Genomic DNA, 18,667 nt, shown 5'->3' with positions numbered 1-18,667 from the left:
AAAAGTAACATATATGTTACTTTTATCAATTTATAATTTACATATCGTTCGTTTGGATAACAAAGGAAATAAAATATTTTTATAAACATGTTGCACTTACACTTTATTAATGTTATATTAACAAAGCGATGAGCTAATTTACGTAAGACGAGAGATATGCTTAAGTGCTAAACACGCGAATGTGGTCGCCTGGTCTCTCGCCGTAAACGCATCAAGACGCCTGCTTTGCAGGCGTCTTTCATTTTGTATAAAAGTGAATGATACATGCAGATGAGGTAAACCCTTATCTGCATTTTTTATTTTTCGAAAGAAATGTAATATGGATAAAACCCCCATTTCCGGAAAAACTACTAATGAAAGTATGATCTTGCCTAAAAGAGGTGAACGGAAATGAAATGGATACTGATTGCGATGCAAGCTTTCGTTATGATGTTTTGTTTCGTTTATGGAACGAATGCGAAGGCGGAAGGGCCAGTACCAGAAGTAACGGAAAAAGAACCTGAGGTTACAATTTTATTAGAGCGTATGTATGTTGATGGCGAAGTAAGCGAAGAAATACTTACAGAAAAAGTGGCGTATTTAGAAAAGTTTTTACAGCAATATAAAGAATGGCAACTTGTTGATCGTGATGATGTACAAATTGTATTGCAAAAGAAAGTTGATGATATTTCTCCGTTATTGAAAACAAGTGGATATTTTGGTGTTTCAGAGGAAGGGATATTACAAATTTTCAAAGGTGTGCCGAAAAGTGATAATGCGATCCATTCTTTCTTTCAAATTGATATGAAAAAGCTTGAGAGTTATGAGCGTGCGAAATTGAAACGTGGTATTCGTATCAAATCAAAAGAAGGTTTTGTGAAGACGATTGAAAAAATGAAACAATACGCAGTGCAAAATAAGAAAAAAAGCAGCTCATGGTGAGCTGCTTTTTTCTTATTTATTCTTAGCTAAAATTTCTTTTGCGATTTCATCAATTAGCATATCTTTTCCAATTGGATTGAATGCTTTCGTATTGAAGACTTCATTTGATACTTCATATACGTGATTGTTCTTAACCGCTTTATTGTCTTTCCAAACAGCACTATTTTTGTAGTCTTCGTAAACTTTATCAGCTTCGCCGCCAAAGTTTACAATAAACATTTGGTCAGGCTGGAATGCAACTAGGCCTTCTAGTGATACTTGCGCCATTGTTTGTTTTAAATCCGTACCTTTTGTTGCAGGAAGTTTTAAGTCGTTAAAGATGATGTCACCGTATCCGAAGCTGCCGTATACACGGAAGTTTTGCGGTGTAACTGCAACGAACATAAAGTTCTCATCTTTTGTTTTCTCTTTAATTTTTTTAGATAAAGAGTCTGCTTTCTTATCGTAGTCTGCAATCCATTTGTCTGCTTTCTTCTCTTCGTCAAATAGCTTACCTACTTCTTTAAACTTACCACGCCAGTCTTCTAAGTTTGTTTCTAGAACAACTGTAGGTGCAACTTTTTCTAGTTGATCATAAATTTTTAATTGACGGTTGTTTAAAATAATTAAGTCTGGTTTTAAAGCAGTAACAGCTTCTAAATCAACTTTAGGTGCCCAGTACCAACCAACTGCTTTTACTCCATCTAACTTGTCTGTTAAATGATTTTGGATTTTATCTTTATATGTATTTGCTGTACCAACAGGTTTGTGTCCAAGAAGTAATAGTTCTTCTGTTGATCCAGATAAGTCAACAATTCTCTTTGGATTTACTGGAATTGTAGCTTCACCTTTAGCATGTTTTACAACTTTTGTTTTCGGTTGTTCTTTTACTTTCGATTCTTCTTTTTGAGAAGAACATCCAACGATAGAAAGAACAACAAGCATAATAGTAAATAAAATAAATAGTTTACGTTTCATCCTGATGTAACCCCTTTAATTAGTATTGATAATCATTATCGACTTCTGTATATTAAGGTGCTTTAAACTTTCTGTCAATGGAAAATAACAGAAGTTTCAAGTGGAGAACATTTGTTGGGGCAGTCTCGCTTTTCTATCATTAAATATGTTAAAATGGAATACATGATTTAAGAGGGAGAGATCGTATTTTGTTTGAATATGTTACAGGTTACGTGGAGCATGTAGGGCCGGAATATGTCGTAATTGATCATAATGGAATTGGTTATCAAATTTTCACACCGAATCCGTATGTATTTCAAAGAAGTAAGCAAGAAATCCGTGTCTATACATATCATTATGTGAGAGAAGATATTATGGCACTTTACGGGTTTAAAACACGTGAAGAGCGTTTATTATTTACAAAGTTGTTAGGCGTGTCCGGCATTGGGCCAAAAGGCGCTCTTGCAATTTTAGCTTCTGGTCAAACAGGACAGGTCGTTCAAGCGATTGAGCATGAAGATGAGAAGTTTTTAGTGAAATTCCCAGGCGTCGGAAAGAAAACAGCACGCCAAATGATTTTAGATTTAAAAGGAAAATTAGCAGATGTCGTACCAGATGCATTTGTTGATTTATTCTCAGATACAGAACGTTTTGATGAGAAGAAAGGTTCATCAGCGGAGCTTGATGAGGCACTGGAAGCTCTGCGCGCACTTGGATACGCAGAACGCGAGGTTTCTCGCGTTGTACCAGAGTTATTAAAAGAATCATTAACGACGGATCAGTATATTAAAAAGGCACTTAGTCTTTTACTAAATGGTAAGAGGTGAGTATAATGGACGAACGTCTCCTTTCAGGGGAATCTGCATATGAAGATTCGGATTTAGAATATTCATTACGGCCACAGACGCTCCGTCAGTATATTGGCCAAGATAAAGCGAAACATAATTTAGAAGTATTTATTGAAGCGGCGAAAATGCGTGAAGAAACGTTAGATCACGTGCTTTTATATGGACCACCAGGTCTTGGTAAAACGACGCTTGCGAATATTATTGCAAATGAGATGGGCGTTAATGTTAGAACAACTTCAGGTCCGGCAATTGAAAGACCAGGAGATTTAGCTGCTGTATTAACAGCGCTTCAGCCAGGGGATGTATTATTTATTGATGAAATTCATCGTTTGCATAGATCAATTGAAGAAGTATTGTATCCTGCGATGGAAGACTTTTGTCTTGATATCGTAATTGGAAAAGGGCCTTCAGCACGTTCTGTACGCTTAGATTTACCGCCATTTACATTAGTTGGAGCAACGACACGTGCTGGAGCATTATCGGCACCGCTTCGTGACCGCTTCGGTGTACTTTCAAGGTTAGAGTACTACACAGTAGATCAGCTTTCTGCGATTGTTGAACGTACAGCAGAAGTATTTGAAGTTGAAATCGATTCGTTAGCTGCATTAGAAATTGCAAGACGTGCTCGTGGTACACCTCGTATTGCGAATCGTCTTTTAAGACGTGTACGTGATTTCGCACAAGTTCGTGGTAACGGAACGGTTACGATGGAAATTACGCAAATGGCATTAGAGCTACTGCAAGTAGATAAATTAGGTCTAGATCATATTGATCATAAATTACTGCTTGGTATTATTGAGAAATTCCGTGGTGGTCCAGTTGGGTTAGAAACGGTTTCAGCAACAATTGGAGAAGAATCTCATACAATTGAAGATGTGTATGAGCCGTATTTATTACAAATTGGCTTTTTACAACGAACGCCACGGGGCCGAATTGTAACGCCGCTTGCGTATGAACATTTCGGAATGGAGATACCAAAAGCATGACGGAGATGCCCAAATTACTTATTACAGCGGGAATCTTGCTCATCGTTGTTGGATTAGCTTGGAAGTTCATTGGAAGGCTTCCAGGCGATATTTTTGTGAAAAAAGGAAACGTTACCTTTTATTTTCCTATCATTACATGTATTGTGTTAAGTATTGTATTATCTTTTATTATGTATATAATAAATCGATTTAAATAAGAAATAGGTGGATATAGCTATGGATATAAATCTGTTTGATTTTCATTTACCAGAAGAACTTATTGCGCAAGTCCCGTTAGAAGATCGTGAAACATCAAGATTAATGGTGTTAGACCGTGAAACAGGTGATATTGAGCATAAACATTTTACGGACATTCTTTCTTACTTACATGAGGGGGATTGCTTAGTTTTAAATGAAACGAAAGTTATGCCTGCTCGTTTGCATGGTGTGAAAGAAGATACAGGCGCGCACATTGAAGTACTTCTTTTAAAACAAGAAGAAGGCGATAAGTGGGAAACGCTTGTAAAGCCAGCGAAACGTGTGAAAGAAGGAACTGTTATCTCTTTTGGCGAAGGGAAATTAAAAGCAACTTGCACAGGAACTGCAGATCAAGGTGGACGTCAGCTTGAATTTTCATATGACGGCATCTTCTATGAAATTTTAGATGAACTTGGGGAAATGCCACTTCCTCCATATATTAAAGAGACGCTAGAAGATCGCGATCGCTATCAAACAGTATATGCGAAAGAAATCGGTTCAGCGGCAGCGCCGACTGCGGGACTTCACTTTACAGAAGAGTTACTTGAGAAGTTAAAGCAAAAAGGCGTTCAGTTAGCATTCATTACCCTTCACGTAGGACTTGGAACATTTAGACCAGTTTCTGCAGACACGATTGAAGAACACCATATGCACGCAGAATATTACCATATGTCTGAAGAGACAGCTGCATTATTAAATCGTGTGAAAGAGAATGGTGGACGTATTATTACTGTAGGTACGACATCAACTCGTACGTTAGAAACAATTGCAACAGATCATGACGGTAAGCTTTGCGCCGCTTCTGGATGGACAGATATTTTCATGTATCCGGGATATGAATTTAAAGCAATTGATGGTTTAATTACAAACTTCCACTTGCCGAAATCAACATTAATTATGCTTGTAAGTGCATTTGCAAATAGAGATAATGTACTTCATGCTTATAATGAAGCAGTAAAAGAAAAATATCGTTTCTTTAGCTTCGGTGATGCAATGTTCGTTGCATCTCACGCTAAAATGAGAAACAAATAAAAGGAGTAAGTTATGACAGCAATTCGTTATGAATTTATTAAGACATGTAAACAAACGGGTGCCCGTTTAGGTCGTGTGCATACACCGCACGGTTCATTTGATACACCAACATTTATGCCAGTTGGTACACTTGCGACAGTTAAGACAATGTCACCAGAGGAATTAAAAGCAATGGATTCTGGCATTATTTTAAGTAATACGTATCATTTATGGCTACGTCCAGGCCATGAAATTATTCGTGAAGCAGGCGGCTTGCATAAATTTATGAACTGGGATCGTGCAATCTTAACAGACTCTGGTGGTTTCCAAGTATTCAGTTTAAGTGACTTCCGTCGTATTGAAGAAGAAGGCGTTCACTTCCGTAATCACTTAAATGGAGATAAATTATTCTTATCACCAGAAAAAGCGATGGAAATCCAAAATGCATTAGGTTCAGATATTATGATGGCATTTGATGAGTGTCCACCATTCCCGGCTACTTTTGAATATATGAAGAAATCTGTAGAGCGTACAAGCCGCTGGGCAGAACGTTGCTTAAAAGCGCATGAACGTCCGCAAGATCAAGGTTTATTCGGTATTGTACAGGGCGGGGAGTACGAAGAGCTTCGTCGTCAAAGTGCTAAAGACCTTGTTTCAATGGACTTCCCTGGTTACGCTGTAGGTGGTTTATCTGTTGGTGAACCGAAAGATATTATGAACCGTGTGCTTGAGTTTACAACACCACTTCTTCCAGATAATAAGCCTCGTTACTTAATGGGTGTAGGTTCTCCTGACTCGTTAATCGATGGCGCAATTCGTGGTATTGATATGTTTGACTGCGTACTTCCAACTCGTATCGCTCGAAATGGTACATGTATGACAAGTGAAGGTCGCCTCGTTGTGAAAAATGCGAAATTCGCAAGAGACTTCGGTCCGCTTGATCCAAACTGTGATTGCTACACATGTAAAAATTACTCTCGTGCGTACATCCGTCACTTAATGAAATGTGATGAAACGTTCGGAATTCGTTTAACGTCTTATCACAACCTTCATTTTCTGTTAAACTTAATGGAGCAGGTGAGACAAGCTATTCGTGAAGACCGTCTTGGCGATTTCCGCGAAGAGTTCTTTGAACAGTATGGCTTTAATAAACCGAATGCTAAAAACTTCTAATACATAATTTAAAAGGAGGAACAAAAGATGAATGCAGGTATGATGAATATCGTTATGATTGTTGCGATGTTTGCGATTTTCTATTTCTTATTAATTCGCCCGCAACAAAAGCGTCAAAAAGCAGTTGCTCAAATGCAAAACGAATTAGCAAAAGGTGATGCTATCATAACAATTGGTGGTTTACACGGTACAATCGAATCAGTAGATGAGACGAAAATTGTTATTAAATCTGGTGGTTCACACTTAACTTTCGATCGCAATGCGATTCGTGAAGTTGTGAAAAACTAATGTGGAAGGCCCTGCATGAAATGTGCAGGGCCTTTTTTAGTTACTTTGCTTTGACATATTTACACCGAAAATACCACCGAGTGTACTCGCTCCCATTAATGCTAATTGATAAAGTAATTGTGAGTTCGATAAAGTTTGAGAAAAGCCTAAATAGTTAACTAGAAAAACGAGTATAGTGAATGTGAGACCTGTTGTGAGACCTACTAGCCACCCTTTCCCCTGCGCTTTTTTGCCAGCGATAAAACCAGACATAAGCATAGATAAAAGAGCGAGTATAAAAATAGTAACGGCTAATGTCCCTTCGTTTATATTCGTAAACTTTAATAAAAGAGCCATAATCATGCTAGTAAGAGATGCGAGAATTAATAGTGTAATAATACCGAAGCCGATTGCAGTGGATAATTTTTTCGTTCCATCCATTTATACATTCCCCCTTTTTAATACAAGCATATTTTCCTTTTGTCTAAGTTAGACTAGTTTCTTTTTTATAGGGGAGTCTATACGTAAAAAAGGAGATGTAGAAATGGAATGGATATCAATAATTGGACGAACAATGCTTTTGTATATCATCATCTTAATTATTTTTCGTCTTATGGGTAAACGTGAGATAGGAGAGCTAAGTGTATTAGATTTAGTCGTATTTATTATGCTTGGAGAAATGGCCGTAGTAGCAATTGAAAATACAGATAAATCACTTTGGCATCAATTAGTTCCGATGACTTTTCTTATGTGCATCCAAATTATTTTGTCAGTCATTTCCCTAAAGTATCAACGCTTTCGGCATTTAATAGAAGGTGAGCCGGCTATTCTTGTAAACGCGGGAAAGATTGATGAAAAGAAGATGAGAAAGCAACGTTATAATATAGATGATTTAATGATGCAATTAAGGGAACAAGGAGTTGGGGATATTCGGGATGTAGAATATGCTATTTTGGAACCGTCTGGGAAGTTATCTGTCTTTCAAAAACAAAAAAATAAACAAGATGCATTGCAGTTTACTCTTCCTCTTATTATTGATGGAGAAATTCAATCTAGTCATTTACAAATGATTGAACATACAGATGAATGGCTTATTGAGAAATTAAAAAACTTAGGTTATAACGATGTAAAACAAATTTTATACTGTAGTTTTCAAAACGGACAATTTTTTGTTGATGTAAAAGAAAATTAGAGATTTATCCTTTGAAAGAGTAAGAACGATTGGTTTAACTAATAATCAGTGGAGATTACCCCACTGATTAAAGTTTCAACTTATTTCAAAAATGAAAGTTTACGAATGATAGGGAGACGACTTAACTCTTCTTTTCGAATGAGTTTGAAAGTGAAGAGAAGTACGATATAAACAATTGTTGTTAAAGTGATTTCCCATAATGTTTGTATGCCAAGGGAATGAGAGAAAATAATATATTTATGAAGATAAAAACCGAAGGCGCCTGCGATACCGATGGCAAGTCCGCCGAAAATATAGTCTTTTGCGTAAATGGTAAATGTAATCTTTTTTAAAACAGTAGCGTAGTGAAGAAATGTTACTGTTACAATATTTGCAGCGATAGCAAGTGCAACTCCCATCATTTGAAATTCTGGCCTTGAGGCTAGTACAAAAATAACGATTAATTTCACGATGGCGCCAATAAATGTATTCATCATTGCAGCTCTTGCTAAGTTTAAAGCTTGCAAAACAGAGGTAAGTGGACTTTGGAAATAATGAAATAAAAAGCAAGGCGCAAGAAGTTGAATGAATGCTGTTGCGCTGTCTGATCCGTACATAAGAGTTAAAACAGGAGAAGCGAATACGTATAATATAACGACAGACCATCCGCCGGTAATTAATGAAATTCGAAGTGCTTGTTGTAAACGGTGCTCCACTAATTTATGTTGTCTTTTTGCCATTGCTTCACTAATAGAAGGGACGAGCGCTGTAGAAAGAGCGTATGTAATAAAGGCGGGTAGTGATAGAAGCGGGAATGCATAACCGTTTAATATACCGTATTGCTGGGTTGCAACAGAAGCAGCGACACCAGCGATTGCTAAGCTTTGCATAACGACAATAGGTTCAAAAAAATATGAAACGGAGCCGATTAAACGACTTCCTGTAGTTGGAAGGGCAATATCCATCAGAGAATAAAATGTCCCTTTGCTTTCCTTTACAGTAGTGAAAAATCCAGAGCGTATTGATAAATGTTTTTCTCGCTGAAATAACGTGAGTAAAAATAATAAGGATGCAACTTCACCGAGAACAGCTGATAACATAGCGCCGGCGGCAGCGTATTCTATGCCGTAAGGTAAAAATAATTGAATGCATATAGCGATAATGGTAATGCGGACGACTTGTTCTAGAACTTGCGCATAAGCGCTAGGTTTCATGTTTTGTTTCCCTTGAAAGTAACCACGCAAAACAGAAGAAACAGCAATAACGGGAACGACGGGCAAAATGGCCATTAATGGATAGTACGTTCTTTCGTCGGTTAATAATGTTTTTGCTAAAATAGGTGTGAGGAACATAATTCCGATTGTTAAAATGATACTAATAACGGATGTAACAGCTAGTGATACGGTTAATATTTTTTTAACTCTTTGTTTATCGTTCACAGCTTCCGCTTCTGCTACAAATTTTGCGATTGCGACAGGAAGACCAATTTGTGTCAATGTAATTGCTAAAATGAATGTAGGAACGGCCATCATATAAAGACCAACGCCTTCTTCTCCTAAAATACGTGCCATTACTATGCGGTTGATAAAGCCGAGTATTTTTGTAATAAAGCCGGCTATCATTAAAATAAATGCGCCTTTTAAAAAGCTTTGTCTCGTCATGTTCTTCTCCTACCTTCTCAAAATCAATGGAATGATTTACAATAATTTATATGCACGTACGAGACAAGAATGACAAGCATTTAAGAGAGTGAAGTATGATAGTGCTCTTGAAAGTAGTTATTGCTGTCCATTAGAGCGGGATTAAAGCGACTTTTTCGTGCTGAAATAAGAAGGAGATGTTATAGATGTTAGATAGAGAGGCTTTGGTAGAATCATACCGCGGACAGTTACAAGTCGTTTTAGAAAGTAAAGTAGAAGAGTTTCAAATGTTCGGTTACGACCGAGTGACAGATGATGACATTTGGAAGTTTCTTAAAGTGAAAAAGTGGAAGAAGTTAGACAGCGATGTTAGATTGTATGAATTAGTTAATGACGTATTAACAGTAAGTACTAATGAATATATGACATATTTAACTGTTGAAGCTTATCAAGCACCGCTTTGGTCATTTGATGAGTACGAAAATAAATAACCGACTGCAATTGGTTTGTTCTTCCTTTTGCAGTATAATGATATGTATTGATAAAGAGGAAATAATTGTGTCTAAGATTATATATAAAGGAGGTCGTGAAGAGGAAAATAAATGATGAAAGTGTAGGTAGTGTAAAAGCTTACCTATACAGCTAGTGATGAACTAGCAAAAATTATAGAAAGGAAGTCTACTAACTAGGCGTATGCACACGTATAGCAGTGAATCGTAAAAGATTTATTGAAAGTGTTAGTAGCAGAAAGAGGGTACATATGGCAAAGCGTGGTACGAGAATTGCCGCCTTTTTCCTCATCGTCTTATTAATCGGTGGAGTAATTGGTGCGGCAGGAAAAGACATAGCAAAAGGAATTAGTCTAGGACTAGACCTTCGCGGTGGTTTTGAAATTCTGTATGAAGTAAAACCAGCCAAAAAAGGTGATAAAATCGATCGAGACGTACTTGTAAGTACAGTAGGTGCTCTTGAAAATCGTGTCAATGTTCTCGGTGTAAGTGAGCCGAACATTCAAATCGAAGGGCAAGATCGAATTCGTGTACAGCTTGCTGGTGTACAAGATCAGCAAAAAGCACGTGAAATGTTATCAACACAAGCGAAATTAACATTCCGTGATGTGGATGATAACCTTCTTATGGATGGAACGGATTTAAAAGGCGGCGGAGCGAAACAAACGTTTGATGAGCAAGGCCGTGCGAGCGTAGGTCTTACACTGAAAAGCGCTGAAAAATTCCGTGCAGTAACTGAAAAGATTTCAAAAATGCCACCACCAACGAATTTAATGGTAATTTGGCTTGACTTTGAAGAAGGAAAAGATTCATATAAAGCAGAATCTGCAAAACCGAATCCGAAGTTCTTATCAGCAGCAACAGTAAGCCAAGTATTTAACCAAGCTGAAGTATCTATCGTAGGTGGAAACTTCACAGTTGAAAGTGCGAAACAACTTTCATCTTTATTAAATGCAGGTGCACTTCCTGTTGATTTAAAAGAAATGTATTCAACATCTGTTGGAGCGAAATTTGGTCAACAAGCATTAGATCAAACAATTTTCGCTAGTGCGATTGGTATCGCTCTTATTTTCTTATTTATGCTTGTGTATTACCGTTTACCAGGGCTTGTAGCTGTAATTATGTTAGGTCTATACATTTTCGTTACATTACTTGTCTTTAACTGGATGCATGCGGTTCTGACATTACCAGGTATTGCCGCATTAGTGCTTGGGGTAGGTATCGCAGTTGATGCGAATATTATTACGTACGAGAGACTGAAAGAAGAGCTGAAAATTGGTAAGTCCATGATGTCAGCATTCCGAGCTGGTAACCATCGTTCCTTAGCAACAATTCTAGATGCGAACGTTACGACTCTTGCAGCTGCAGGTGTGTTATTTGTATATGGTACAAGCTCAGTTCAAGGGTTTGCAACAAGTTTAATTGTAAGTATTTTAGTCGGTTTCATTACGAACGTATTCGGTACTCGTTTCTTACTAGGTTTACTTGTAAAGAGCCGTTACTTCGATAAAAAACCAGGATATTTTGGTGTGAAACAAAAGGATATTATTCCTTTAACAAAAGGTGTAGTACATCCACCAACGAAATTTGATCGTATTAACTTCGTAAATATCGGTCATAAATTCCTTATCTTCTCAATTGTAGTTGTAATTGCAGGTGCAATTATCCTGCCAATTTTCAAGTTGAATCTTGGTATTGACTTTGCAAGTGGTACACGTATGGACTTGCAATCAAAACAAGCAGTTACTGTAGCTGATGTTCATAAAGATTTTAAAGAGTTGAACATTGATGTGAAGGAAGAAAATATTGTACCGACTGGGGATGACAATAAAGGTTTCGCAGTTCGTACATTAGGTGTTTTATCAAAAGATGAAATTGCGAAAACAAAAACATTCTTCCATGATAAATATGGTACGGATCCAAACATAAGTACAGTTTCACCGACAATCGGTAAAGAGATTGCACGAAATGCATTTATCGCTGTACTAATTGCTTCTGCAGTTATCATTTTATACGTAAGTATTCGATTCCGATTTACGTATGCGTTATCTGCAGTGCTTGCGTTACTACATGACGCATTCGTTATGGTTGTTATGTTTAGTATTTTCCAATTGGAGGTAGACTTAACGTTTATCGCTGCAGTACTAACAATCATCGGTTATTCTATTAATGACTCGATTGTTACATTTGATAGAAACCGTGAATTATACAAACAGAAAAAACGAGTGCGCGATATAAAAGACCTAGAAGAAATCGTAAATGCAAGTATTCGCCAAACGCTTGGTCGTTCGATTAACACCGTATTAACAGTGTTACTCCCAGTAATTGCACTGCTTATCTTCGGTAGTGAGTCACTACGTAACTTCTCGTTTGCGTTGCTTGTTGGATTAATTGTAGGTACGTACTCTTCTGTTTTCGTTGCCTCTCAAATTTGGTTAATGCTTGAAAACCGTCGTTTGAAAAGAGGTAAAAACAAGAAGAAGGTTGAGAAAGTAGAATCTGAACCGCAAGTATAGAAAAGATGATGTCTCTTTATGAGGCATCTCTTTTTTCGTTTGTGGATACAATAAGATAGCAACTTTTTGATGGGAAGAAGATGGAAGAAAGTGGTGGTGTTATCGCTGTTTTTGTTAAAATAAAAAGATAGGTTAAGAAAAGAAGGGATTTTAATTATGGAAAAAGATGAACGTTTTAAACAGGCCGAGTTTGGTGCTATTGTCGGGATCGTTGGTAATATTATATTAGCAATTGTAAAGGCGGTAATTGGTTATATTGGGAACAGTAAAGCACTGTTAGCAGATGCGGTGCATTCTGCATCAGATGTAATTGGTTCGCTAGCTGTACTTTTTGGATTGCGAGCGGCAAAGCAGCCACCTGATGAAGATCATCCGTATGGTCATGGTAAAGCGGAATCGATTTCAGCGATTATTGTTGCGGTATTATTATTTATTGTGGGACTTGAAATCGCGATTTCATCTATAAAAGCTTTTTCGCAAGAACTAGAACCGCCGAAAGGAATTACGATTTTTGCTGTTGTTCTTTCAATCGTCGTGAAAGAAGGAATGTTTCAATATAAATTCCGATTAGGGAAAAGGGTAAATAGTGATGCAATTATTGCAAATGCATATGAGCACCGTTCGGATGTATTTTCTTCAATTGCAGCTTTAATCGGTATTTGTGCAGCTATACTAGGTGGTAAGCTTGGTATAGACTGGCTTGTATATGCTGATCCGATTGCAGGATTAGTTGTTTCACTACTTGTTGTAAAAATGGCATGGAGCATTGGAGCGGAAGCAATTCATGCAACGCTTGACCATGTTCTTCATGAGGAGGATGTTATTCCGCTTAGAGAAGCGGTTCTTCAAGTAGATGGTGTGAAAAAAATTGGTTCTTTATATGCACGGGAGCATGGTCATTATGTTATTGTCGATATTAAAGTGTCTGTAGATCCATACATTACTGTAGAAGAAGGACACCGCATTGGAAAACATGTGAAAGAAATACTTATGAAACAAGATAATGTACAAAATGTATTCGTACATATAAATCCGTATTCTCCAAATTAAACATCATTAACATTTTAGTATGTAGATATTGCATCATAGTTTGCATTATATTGTCACCCCTTAATCTGTCTTGTATAATGAACAGGTTAAGGGGTGATTTCGTGTTACAACCGAAGACGCGTTGGAAAGAAAAAGAATATAATGAAGAGCGAGTGAGTGAATTAGCAAGTAAATTACAGTTATCGCCACTTGTCGTTTCATTATTCCTCGGTAGAGGACTAGATACAGAAGATAAGATTTTAGATTTTTTAAATACAGAAAATCAAGAATTTCATGATCCATTTTTATTAGAAGGAATGGATAGAACGGTAGAACGTGTAAATAAGGCGATTCAAAATGGAGAGCAAATATTAATATTTGGTGATTACGATGCGGACGGAGTAAGTAGTACGACGGTTTTATATCTTGCTCTTCAAGAATTAGGTGCAGAAGTAGAATTTTACATTCCAAATCGTTTTACAGAAGGGTATGGACCGAACGAAGAAGCGTTTCGTTGGGCGCATAGCGCAGGGTTCTCACTGATTATTACTGTCGACACTGGCATCGCAGCAGTACATGAAGCGAATGTAGCGAAAGAGCTTGGAATAGATCTAATTATTACAGATCACCATGAGCCACCGCCAGAATTGCCAGAAGCACTTGCGATTATACATCCGAAATTAGATGGCGGTGTATATCCGTTTCACTATTTAGCTGGTGTAGGTGTTGCGTTTAAAGTTGCGCATGCACTATTAGGCCGTGTACCAGAACATTTATTAGAAATTGCAGTAATCGGTACAGTAGCCGATTTAGTGTCACTTCATGGTGAAAATAGGTTGCTAGTGAAACGCGGTTTAAAACATATGCGTATGACGAAAAATATTGGTTTGAAGGCATTGTTTAAAGTTGCTAACGTTTCGCAAAGTGAAATTACAGAAGAGAGTATTGGCTTCTCAATTGCACCGCGTATTAATGCGGTCGGGCGTTTAGAAGATGCAACGCCGGCTGTACACCTTTTATTATCAGATGATCCTGAGGAAGCGAAAGAGTTGGCCGAAGAAATTGATGAGCTGAACAAACTGCGAAAAGATATTGTAAAGCAAATTACCGAAGAGGCTATCGCTGAAGTTGAAAATAACTTTCCGCCAGAAGAAAACAAAGTATTAGTACTTGCAAAAGAAGGTTGGAATCCAGGTGTAATTGGGATTGTCGCTTCTAAATTAGTTGAACGTTTTTATCGTCCGACTATTGTATTATGCATTGATCCTATAAAAGAAACAGCAAAAGGCTCAGCGCGTAGTATTGCAGGATTTGATTTGTTTGCAAATTTATCAGATTGTAGAGAGTTATTGCCACACTTCGGAGGGCATCCGATGGCAGCTGGGATGACGCTACATATGAATGATGTAGATGAATTACGCCGTCGCTTAAATGAACAAGCAGATGCAATTTTAACAGAAGAAGATTTTATTCCAATTACAGCAGTTGATGTTTTTTGTAAAGTGGAGGATGTAACGCTAGCGGCAATTGAAGATATGCAGAAGTTAGCACCATTTGGTGTTGGAAATCCGAAACCACGTATTGCAGTGAAAGATGCAGAGTTAGAAAGTATTCGCGCAATCGGATCAGATGGCTCTCATTTAAAAATGGCTCTTCGTGATGGACAAGCAACACTGGATACAATTGGATTTGGTTTTGGTGCATATGCGAAAGAAATCTCTCCAGTTGCAAAAGTATCTGTAATAGGAGAAGCATCCATCAATGAATGGAACAATTTTAAGAAGCCACAATTAATGGTACAAGATATTGCTGTAGAGGCGTGGCAATTATTTGATTGGCGTAGTATGCGTAATGCAGAAGCAAATTTAGCAGAACTTCCGAAAGAAAAAATAACAATGGTGTATTTTTCTGAAGAGGTATTGAATAAATTTTCTTTAGAGGACTATAAAGAAAAGCTTATGCATGCGTCAGAAGTAACGCATTTGGATGATCAATACATCGTGTTACTCGATTTGCCAAGCGGAACAGATGAATTACGTGAGTTATTTAAAGTAGGATTCCCAGCGCGAATTTATACACTGTTTTATCAAGAAAATAACCATCTATTTAGTACAGTTCCTACGAGAGAACACTTTAAATGGTACTATTCTTTCTTAAGCCAAAAAACACCATTTTCTTTAAGACAATATGGAGAACAACTATGTCGCCATAAAGGCTGGTCAAAAGATACAGTAAATTTCATGACACAGGTGTTTTTTGAGTTAGAATTTGTTACAATAAAAGATGGCGTCATTTTTATGGCAGACAAAAAACAAAAGCGTGATTTAATTGAATCGAACACATATCGTGAGAAAATGAACCACTTACAATTAGAAAAAGAATTGGTTTATAGCACATATCAGCAACTATATACATGGTTTGAAACGATTCGTAATCATAAAGAAGTAGAACAGTTAGGGTAAAGGATTTGTATTTACAAACCTTTTAGATCTGAGGAGGATTCAGAAATATGGATTTCAAGCAACATATCGCAATTGTACCGGATTATCCGAAAGAAGGTATTGTGTTTAAAGACATTACACCTTTAATGAATGACGGTAAAGCATACAAAGCAGCAACAGATGCAATCGTTGAGTACGCAAAAGAAAGAGATATCGATGTTGTAGTAGGACCAGAAGCTCGTGGTTTCATTATCGGTTGCCCAGTTTCTTATGCGTTGGAGGTAGGATTTGCGCCAGTTCGTAAATTAGGAAAATTACCACGTGAAGTAATTACAGTTGATTACGGTAAAGAATATGGAACGGATGTTTTAACAATCCATAAAGATGCAATTAAGCCAGGTCAACGCGTATTAATTACAGATGATCTATTAGCTACAGGTGGAACAATCGAAGCGACAATTAAGTTAGTTGAAGAGCTAGGCGGAGTTGTAGCAGGGATTGCATTCTTAGTAGAGCTTACTTACTTAGATGGTCGTAAAATGTTAGATGGTTACGATGTATTAGTATTAGAAAAATACTAATCACTATATAGGTAAAACTACGGTGATAAAAAGTACCCGTGAATCTCTTGGAGAGGAGCGGGTACTTTTGTATAATTGAACAAAAAATCATGGTGAAATGTCAGTAAAATCTTTTCCTTTTCACAATTCACAATCATTGGGTTATAATGATAGAATATAATTTATTCTATTAAATAAAGATAAAGTCAATTTTCAATAAAAGGTGATTCGATGGCAAATGAGCAGGTACTAACAGCTGAACAGGTACTCGAGAAAGCAAGTCAATATTTAGCGGATGAAGATATTGAGCTAGTGGCACGTGCCTATGAATATGCACGTGATGCACATAGCGAACAATATAGAAAATCGGGTGAACCGTATATTATTCATCCGATTCAAGTTGCAGGTATTTTAGTTGATTTACACATGGATCCAGCTACGGTATCAGCAGGTTTCTTACATGATGTAGTGGAAGATACAGAGATTACGTTAGAAGATATTGAACGGGAATTTAACAAAGAAATTGCTATGCTTGTTGATGGTGTTACAAAGCTTGGGAAGATTAAATATAAATCTCATGAACAACAACAAGCCGAAAACCATCGCAAAATGTTTATTGCAATGGCTCAAGATATTCGAGTTATTTTAATTAAACTAGCTGATCGTCTTCATAACATGCGTACATTGAAACATTTGCCTCAAGAGAAGCAGCGTCGCATTGCGAATGAAACGTTAGAAATCTTTGCACCTTTAGCACATAGACTCGGAATTAGTACTATTAAATGGGAGCTAGAGGATACGTCACTTCGCTATTTAAATCCACAGCAATATTACCGTATTGTAAATTTAATGAAGCGTAAACGTGCAGAACGTGAAGAATACTTAGACGAAGTAATGACTGGTATTCGTGAGAAATTAAAAGAAGTTGCAATTCAACCTGAGATTTCTGGAAGACCGAAACATATTTATAGTATTTATCGTAAAATGGCACTGCAAAATAAGCAGTTCAATGAAATTTACGATTTATTAGCTGTACGTGTCGTTGTAAATAGTATTAAAGATTGTTATGCGGTGCTTGGAATTATTCATACGTGCTGGAAGCCGATGCCAGGTCGTTTTAAAGATTATATTGCAATGCCAAAAGCAAATCTATATCAATCTCTTCATACGACTGTAATTGGACCGAAAGGTGATCCACTTGAAGTGCAAATTCGTACGAAAGAAATGCACGAAATTGCAGAATTCGGGATCGCGGCACACTGGGCGTACAAAGAAGGAAAAACAGCAGAAACAACAGGTACATTAGAGAAGAAACTCACATGGTTCCGTCAAATATTAGAATGGCAAAATGAAGCTTCTAATGCAGAGGAATTTATGGAGTCATTAAAAATTGATTTATTCTCTGACATGGTATTCGTCTTTACACCGAAAGGCGATGTAATGGAATTACCACTTGGATCGGTTCCGATTGATTTCTCGTATCGTGTCCATTCGGAAATTGGGAATAAAACAATTGGTGCAAAAGTAAACGGTAAAATGGTGACGCTGGATTATAAATTAAAAACAGGCGACATTATTGAAATTTTAACGTCGAAACATTCATATGGCCCAAGTCAAGATTGGGTAAAACTTGCTCAAACATCTCATGCGAAAAATAAAATTCGTCAATTCTTTAAGAAACAACGTAGAGACGAAAATATTGAAAAAGGCCGTGAACTTGTTGAAAAGGAAGTACGTGGTCTAGAGTATGAGATGAAAGAAGTATTAGCGCCTGATAACTTAAAACGCGTCGCTGAGAAATTTAACTTTGCAAATGAAGAAGATATGTTTGCAGCAGTTGGGTATAGCGGAATTACAGCTTCGCAAATTGTTACGCGACTAACGGACAAGTTCCGCAAACAACGCGAAGAAGAAGAAATTGTTGAAGTTAAAGAAGTTCGTAAACCGATGAAAATTCGAAAATGGGATTCTGGTGTAAAGGTAAGCGGTGCTGATAATTTATTAATTCGTTTATCGAAATGCTGTAACCCAGTTCCGGGCGATGATATCGTTGGGTATATTACGAAAGGCCGAGGTGTATCGATTCACCGCCGTGATTGTGTAAATGTTCATACAGAAGAAGCTGTAGAACGATTATTAGAAGTAGAGTGGGAAGGTAGCCCTGAAAAAGAAATTGAGTATAACGTTGATATTGAAATTTCAGGTTACGATCGCCGTGGTTTATTAAATGAAGTACTGCAAGCTGTTACAGAGACGAAAACGTACATTTCAGCTGTTTCTGGTAGAAGTGACCGTAATAAGATGGCAACAATTAATATGTCAATCTCGATTCGTAACTTACAACACTTGAAAAAAGTAGTAGAACGCATTAAACGCGTTCCAGAAATTTATGCAGTACGACGCATGATGCATTAATAGGGAG

Annotated in this window: 17 protein-coding genes; 14 read left to right on the top strand and 3 right to left on the bottom strand. The window is 37.2% G+C overall.

The features are described 5' to 3' along the window. Window positions 1-390: 390 nt before the first annotated feature. On the top strand, window positions 391-921 hold the full coding sequence (locus AC241_RS21950; protein ID WP_029443357.1) for a BofC C-terminal domain-containing protein: 531 nt from the start codon (window positions 391-393) through the stop codon (window positions 919-921). A 12-nt stretch (window positions 922-933) separates the two neighbouring features. On the opposite strand, the gene AC241_RS21945 is transcribed toward AC241_RS21950, so the two are convergent. After that, a complete protein-coding gene (locus AC241_RS21945) occupies window positions 934-1,878 on the bottom strand; it encodes an iron-hydroxamate ABC transporter substrate-binding protein (RefSeq protein WP_029443356.1) in 945 nt (314 codons plus the stop codon). 188 nt (window positions 1,879-2,066) lie between these two features. Between AC241_RS21945 and ruvA the strand changes: the two genes are divergently transcribed. The 6 genes from ruvA to yajC are packed head-to-tail and all read left to right on the top strand — an operon-like array spanning window position 2,067 to window position 6,400. Next, window positions 2,067-2,684 (top strand): Holliday junction DNA helicase RuvA, encoded by a 618-nt coding sequence (gene ruvA, locus AC241_RS21940; protein ID WP_016080199.1) that lies wholly within the window; start codon window positions 2,067-2,069, stop codon window positions 2,682-2,684. A gap of 5 nt (window positions 2,685-2,689) precedes the next feature. Then, window positions 2,690-3,691 carry a Holliday junction branch migration DNA helicase RuvB gene (ruvB, locus tag AC241_RS21935; protein ID WP_029443355.1) on the top strand — a complete coding sequence of 334 codons (1,002 nt, stop codon included), beginning with the start codon at window positions 2,690-2,692 and terminating at the stop codon, window positions 3,689-3,691. Next, window positions 3,688-3,888, top strand: a complete 201-nt coding sequence (locus tag AC241_RS21930; protein ID WP_000138162.1) for a DUF2905 domain-containing protein — start codon at window positions 3,688-3,690, stop codon at window positions 3,886-3,888. Before ruvB ends, AC241_RS21930 begins: the two co-directional genes overlap by 4 nt. Before the next feature lie 19 nt (window positions 3,889-3,907). Further along, a complete protein-coding gene (gene queA, locus AC241_RS21925; RefSeq protein ID WP_000354014.1) occupies window positions 3,908-4,960 on the top strand; it encodes a tRNA preQ1(34) S-adenosylmethionine ribosyltransferase-isomerase QueA in 1,053 nt (350 codons plus the stop codon). Between the two features lie 12 nt (window positions 4,961-4,972). Then, window positions 4,973-6,112, top strand: a complete 1,140-nt coding sequence (tgt, locus tag AC241_RS21920; RefSeq protein ID WP_000125365.1) for a tRNA guanosine(34) transglycosylase Tgt — start codon at window positions 4,973-4,975, stop codon at window positions 6,110-6,112. Between the two features lie 27 nt (window positions 6,113-6,139). After that, entirely contained in the window at window positions 6,140-6,400 is a 261-nt protein-coding gene (yajC, locus tag AC241_RS21915; protein ID WP_016080201.1) for a preprotein translocase subunit YajC, read from the top strand. 36 nt (window positions 6,401-6,436) lie between these two features. Here the strand turns inward: yajC and AC241_RS21910 are convergent, their stop codons facing one another. Beyond that, on the bottom strand, window positions 6,437-6,820 hold the full coding sequence (locus AC241_RS21910; protein ID WP_000349141.1) for a TIGR04086 family membrane protein: 384 nt from the start codon (window positions 6,818-6,820) through the stop codon (window positions 6,437-6,439). A gap of 103 nt (window positions 6,821-6,923) precedes the next feature. Here AC241_RS21910 and AC241_RS21905 point away from each other — a divergent pair, with 103 nt between their 5' ends. Then, window positions 6,924-7,571, top strand: coding sequence for a DUF421 domain-containing protein (locus tag AC241_RS21905; RefSeq protein WP_029443354.1), 648 nt, complete (start codon window positions 6,924-6,926; stop codon window positions 7,569-7,571). An 80-nt stretch (window positions 7,572-7,651) separates the two neighbouring features. Here the strand turns inward: AC241_RS21905 and spoVB are convergent, their stop codons facing one another. Beyond that, complete coding sequence (gene spoVB / locus AC241_RS21900; RefSeq protein ID WP_000198301.1) at window positions 7,652-9,211, bottom strand: stage V sporulation protein B; 1,560 nt, start codon at window positions 9,209-9,211, stop codon at window positions 7,652-7,654. 185 nt (window positions 9,212-9,396) lie between these two features. On the opposite strand from spoVB, the gene AC241_RS21895 reads away from it, so the two are divergent. From AC241_RS21895 to relA, 6 genes are all read left to right on the top strand, one after another. Continuing rightward, complete coding sequence (locus tag AC241_RS21895; protein WP_050844543.1) at window positions 9,397-9,681, top strand: post-transcriptional regulator; 285 nt, start codon at window positions 9,397-9,399, stop codon at window positions 9,679-9,681. Between the two features lie 269 nt (window positions 9,682-9,950). Next, complete coding sequence (gene secDF / locus AC241_RS21890) at window positions 9,951-12,215, top strand: protein translocase subunit SecDF (protein WP_016077245.1); 2,265 nt, start codon at window positions 9,951-9,953, stop codon at window positions 12,213-12,215. A gap of 156 nt (window positions 12,216-12,371) precedes the next feature. Next, window positions 12,372-13,265 (top strand): cation diffusion facilitator family transporter, encoded by an 894-nt coding sequence (locus tag AC241_RS21885; RefSeq protein ID WP_000409746.1) that lies wholly within the window; start codon window positions 12,372-12,374, stop codon window positions 13,263-13,265. Between the two features lie 101 nt (window positions 13,266-13,366). Then, window positions 13,367-15,706 (top strand): single-stranded-DNA-specific exonuclease RecJ, encoded by a 2,340-nt coding sequence (gene recJ, locus AC241_RS21880; RefSeq protein WP_029443352.1) that lies wholly within the window; start codon window positions 13,367-13,369, stop codon window positions 15,704-15,706. Between the two features lie 47 nt (window positions 15,707-15,753). After that, entirely contained in the window at window positions 15,754-16,266 is a 513-nt protein-coding gene (locus AC241_RS21875; RefSeq protein ID WP_000346217.1) for an adenine phosphoribosyltransferase, read from the top strand. A gap of 210 nt (window positions 16,267-16,476) precedes the next feature. After that, entirely contained in the window at window positions 16,477-18,660 is a 2,184-nt protein-coding gene (gene relA / locus AC241_RS21870; RefSeq protein WP_016080208.1) for a GTP diphosphokinase, read from the top strand. Window positions 18,661-18,667 lie beyond the last annotated feature (7 nt).

The organism is Bacillus thuringiensis, assembly GCF_001182785.1.
Taxonomy (GTDB): domain Bacteria; phylum Bacillota; class Bacilli; order Bacillales; family Bacillaceae_G; genus Bacillus_A; species Bacillus_A thuringiensis_S.
The sequence above is the reverse complement of the archived record's forward strand: the minus strand, read 5'-3'. Positions and strand labels throughout refer to the sequence as shown.